The organism is Salinibacterium sp. (assembly GCF_031364185.1).
Taxonomy (GTDB): domain Bacteria; phylum Actinomycetota; class Actinomycetes; order Actinomycetales; family Microbacteriaceae; genus Rhodoglobus.
In genome coordinates this window covers 1-4,298 of the sequence record NZ_JANLVV010000289.1, presented here as the reverse complement: position 1 = coordinate 4,298, position 4,298 = coordinate 1, and the positions used below count along the sequence as shown (strand labels likewise).

Annotated in this window: 2 protein-coding genes and 1 pseudogene; all 3 read right to left on the bottom strand. The window is 60.4% G+C overall.

Annotation, left to right across the window (positions count from 1 at the left end):
- A partial coding sequence (locus RMN95_RS12760; protein ID WP_309617287.1) for a hypothetical protein occupies positions 1-584 on the bottom strand: 584 nt, incomplete at its 3' end.
- Positions 585-718: 134 nt separating this feature from the next.
- Complete coding sequence (locus tag RMN95_RS12755; RefSeq protein ID WP_309617286.1) at positions 719-3,475, bottom strand: hypothetical protein; 2,757 nt, start codon at positions 3,473-3,475, stop codon at positions 719-721.
- A pseudogene (locus RMN95_RS12750) lies at positions 3,411-4,298 on the bottom strand (hypothetical protein); the annotation flags it as partial. The gene RMN95_RS12755 and the pseudogene RMN95_RS12750, both read right to left, overlap by 65 nt.

The window sequence follows — 4,298 nt, the reverse complement described above, 5'->3', positions numbered from 1 at the left end:
CCCGAGTTCTGCTGGGGAAGCAGTGGGCGAATCGTGACCGAATTCAAGTTGGCGTCGGTGAAGGAGGTCACGGTGCCCAGGTAGATGTTGCGCAGGGTGAACAGGTTGGTGGCCTGGCCAGCTGCCCCGAGGGAAACTTCTTTCGGGAAGTCGCTCGAAGCACTCGATGCGACCGTGACGGCATCCTTCGCGAACGGAATGTATGTCAGCTCGGTGCCACCTTCGCTGCGAAGGGCGGAGGCGCGAGCGAACTGGAGCGTACCGACCGGCAGAACGGTTCCTGCATACGCGACACCGCGTACCGAAGAGCTGAGGGCGCGAACGCCCGCGGTTGATCCGACGGGTCGGCTGAAGGTGACGCCATTTGCTGTGATGCTCGCCGAGCCCGTCGCATCGTAGGAACCGATGTTCGAAACGACGCTGGAGACCCCACTGACAACATCCTGGGTCGTGTCTGAGCCGGTTCCGTTGATGCCCTTGGGTCCGCTTGGGTCAGCACTGGCGGGTGATGCAACGCTGACGGCAAGCGCCGTCGCCGCAAGAGCGGCAACTACGCCGAGGCGCAGTCTGGTGTTCTTTTGCATTTTTTCCTACCTCTATTTGGTAATGTGCCCCAGTGGTTCAGTCCAAGTGGACCAGCCCCTCACCGGTCTTTGCGGTTCAGTGAGGGGTTTTCTCTTTCGAGTCGGAGCGGGTGCTCGAAAGAAACTATGTGCGGTCAGAGAAACCTTCTTCGGAAGAGAACAGGTGCGAAGAAGACGCCCAGTAGGCCGATTGCGAGGGCAATCACAAGTCCCGAACTCTCTATTGGTCCCGAGCTGGACATTGGAGTCTTCGTTGCGGTGCTGGCTGGATCCGCATCGGGCGTGATCGTTGGATCGGCGCCGATTCCCGACGCCGCGGCGTCTTCGAGACCTAAAGAGTCCTCGGCTGAGTAGGCTCCGCCACCGGTAGGCACCTGACTTTTCGGTGGAGACGAAGTGGTCTTTGTTTCGGGCACGAAAGCGGAGACTGTGGCTGAGGCTGCCGCCGCCTGCGCCTTCAAGCTGTCGGTGAGGGGAAGGTAGCCCGCTGGCAATTGACCAATCGCCGACCCCGAAGTTTGACCGGTGGTTGTCACCTGCTGAAGCAGCTGCGAAATGATCGGCCGAGATGATGCCGTCGTCTTGCTGAGATTCACCGCTGCGTACGTAACAATCGTCATCGGGTACCCGTCGGCCGAGACCGCAGCTGGGTCGACCTGTTTGACCGCTTCAAGACTCGTCGGCTTCAGCGCGACCAGAGCGGATGACATTGTCTCGTTCGTGCTCTTCACGGCCTTCGTGCTGTTCGGCGGGGTGATCGATGCAGTACTCATGCCATAGCGGGCGGCCGAGGTGGAATCGATCACGGTGATCATGAACTTCGCTCCCGGAGCCTGCACCCCCGAGCTCACCCACGCACCGAACTCGTTTGCGGCAGTTGCCTTGGTTGGATCCCAGTAGGTGCGCGAGTTCGGGTCACCCCGGAAGGTTTGGCGTGCGGCCGCGAGGAAGTCGACTGCATACGGCGAGAACTGGATCGTGTCGAACCTGCTTTTCTCCAGAACCAGACGGAAAGGCAGCAGGCTCTCATCGTCCTTTGGAAACATGTCGAGCACGAGCGTGCTGAGCTTTTGTGGTGAGCCGTCGAGGTTCGTGAGTCCGACCGCTCGCTGAACGGGAGGCTCGACAAAATTCTTGTTGTCGTCGAAGTACCAGGGGATCAGGTTTTTGTCACTCTTGGGGAGGTAGTAAGGGTTGACCGTCATTCCATCGGGATCAGCACTCCCGTCGAGAAACGCGACCGCGTCCCTATCAGCGACGATCCACCGCCATACCTGTCGAATAGCATCCGCGCCCGATGGGCCCGGAAGGACAATGGATGGGTTTTGCTGGTTAAAGGACTCCCAGTTGTCTGGGTTCGCTCGGCGGAAGTCCGGGTCGCTGTTCCAGTAGCTGTAGGTGCGTGCTTTGGCGGAGAGATGTTCTGACGTCTTACCGGTGTCACCGGTCGTGCTGGGCACTGTGAACGGGTATGACTGGGTGAGCAGCTTTGCCATCATTCGCGGCGTTACGACAAGGTTTTCTTGGCGCCCATTCGGGAATTCCGCATTGAAGGCAATAACCACACTGGAAATCGCGACCGGGGCGTAGGCCAATTTTGCCGCCGCGAGCTGGTTTCGTTCAGGTTCCGTCTGTAACTCACCAGCACTGACCGGATACGACGAGAAGGTCACCTGGGGTGAGCCCTGCGAACTTTCGATGAGTGTGGAGCGAGCGATGGAATCCGGATTGGCTGCGAAGCTGAAGGTGCTCTTGATGTTTTGGCACAGCGACGGCTGCCAGGAACTCATCGCGCTCACCATCAGCTGAGATCCGGAGAGTCTGAACTCGGCGCTTCCGACGGGACAGGTAACCCCGGTCGGCGTAAAGTCGAGCGGAATCACGACGCGGTTGTCGAAATAGTCACACTTCGGATTAACCGGACTTCCTCCCTGGGTAGAATTCGGCCGACCATAGGTGAGGGGCTCGTAGGTCTTCGGATCGACGTAGTCGCTGCATTCGAGGCCGTCGCCGCCGAAGTGGCTACCTCGAGGAACTACAACGAGCCAGCATCGAAGGCGCTGCGCAGTTCCGCAGCCTAGCTGCGGCGCCTGATCCGAGCTCTGGGTCTCGAAGTCGAAGAATCCGGCCCTATCGCCCCCAACACGTGCGCTTGATACCTCGTTGGTCGTTGACGGCGAGAAATAGTTGAGAATCGGGTACTGATTTGCCCCTTTGACGACGATTTCCTTGCCGGGAATAGAAGTACCGCCCGCGGTGACAAAGGGGTTGTCTACTGTGGAGTTGCTGGTGGCTCCGTTGTATTTGGGCGCCACGCGCAGCAGGTTGTCCCGGTAAACGTCGTTGCCGGTTTGGGTTCCGGAGCTGTTGCGTCCCCCCCACTGGCAGGTCTTATAGAAATCGAGGGCTTTCGGGTCCGGGCCCCAGCACTGCATCGCCTGGAGGAAGTTTTGCGCGTTAGTCACGCCGAGGATTTCGGACTTCGTGCCAGCGAAGCCGGTGACCCTGACGCGGATCGCCTGGTCGATGATTCCCGACGTCTGCGACACAGAAATCGCCAAGTTCTTAAAGTCGTTGTAATGCGGGCTGGTGGTCTTGCGCTCGGGCTGGAAGGCCTGTGCCGAAGAGTCGTCACCCGTCCACTTGACAGTTAGAGCGGAATCATTGGCGGTAGCCGCCGGGGCGGCACTAGCGGACTGGCCCGGCTGCGCGACCGCGCTGCTCGCGATGAGCGCCAGCCCGATCAAGGCAGCAAACAGACTTACCGCTGTCTTCCGACCGCGGAGTCGCGCCGCGCCAGGCCGGGTTCTCATCACGACCATCACGCTACGAGCCACCCATAGGAGGTACAGCACTACCGCCTTTTCTAAAAGGAACGCGTAGATGAACATTGGGAATTATTGGCTTAATCCTCGGTGCTCGAGTGCGCCGACGTGCGAGTCGGGCGGCCTGCCGCCGAGTCGGTCCGCGAGGCGTGCCAGCCATCGCTGCGACCCGACGGCGGGAGTAGACCGGAGGGAGGAGCACAACGGCGAGCGCAACGATTACGGCCATCACCATTAACATGAGCGTTCCGACGGGAAGGTCTTTTCCGGGTAGGTCTATGGGGGAACCGGCGACTACCGGAATGCCCCCAGCCACGAGTCCTGCCGCCTCCCCGTTCGGGTTAGCTGGGGAACTGGTCCCTGCGGTTCCTCCGGCGGCGCTCGTCGAGCCGGGTTTCGTCCCCGTCGTTCCGGCCGCCGCAGCAGCAGCAGCTCCACCGCTTGAGGCTGTCGGCGTATCAGCCGCACCACCCGTTCCGGTCAGGCACTGGTCGCCACCCTTTTTGTCGCAGGCCTGCGGTTGAGGTGCCGTTGCGGCCAACTTGTTCGAGCCATCCGGAGAAAAGGTCGGATTGTTGCAGCTTGCGATGGTCTTGTTCTGGGGGTTGCCGCCCGGGATCTTCTGAACCTGCTCCAGGCCCGCTGATGCCAGGTTGACAGGTAGCGGCGAATAGCCGAGCACCTCTGCTTGCTGCTGCCCCTCACAGAGGAAATACGAGGCAAAATCCGCCAGAGTCAGCCCCTTGTTCTCCGTGAAATTGCCTTCGACGGCGGTCGGAATGATCATGTACGAGTAGGAGGAGAGGGGGTACGACCGCGCATCCGCGTTGTCGTACACCCCACCGAGGCTCGCCGTCAGGTAGTCAGGAGAGTTGGCATCATTGTTGAT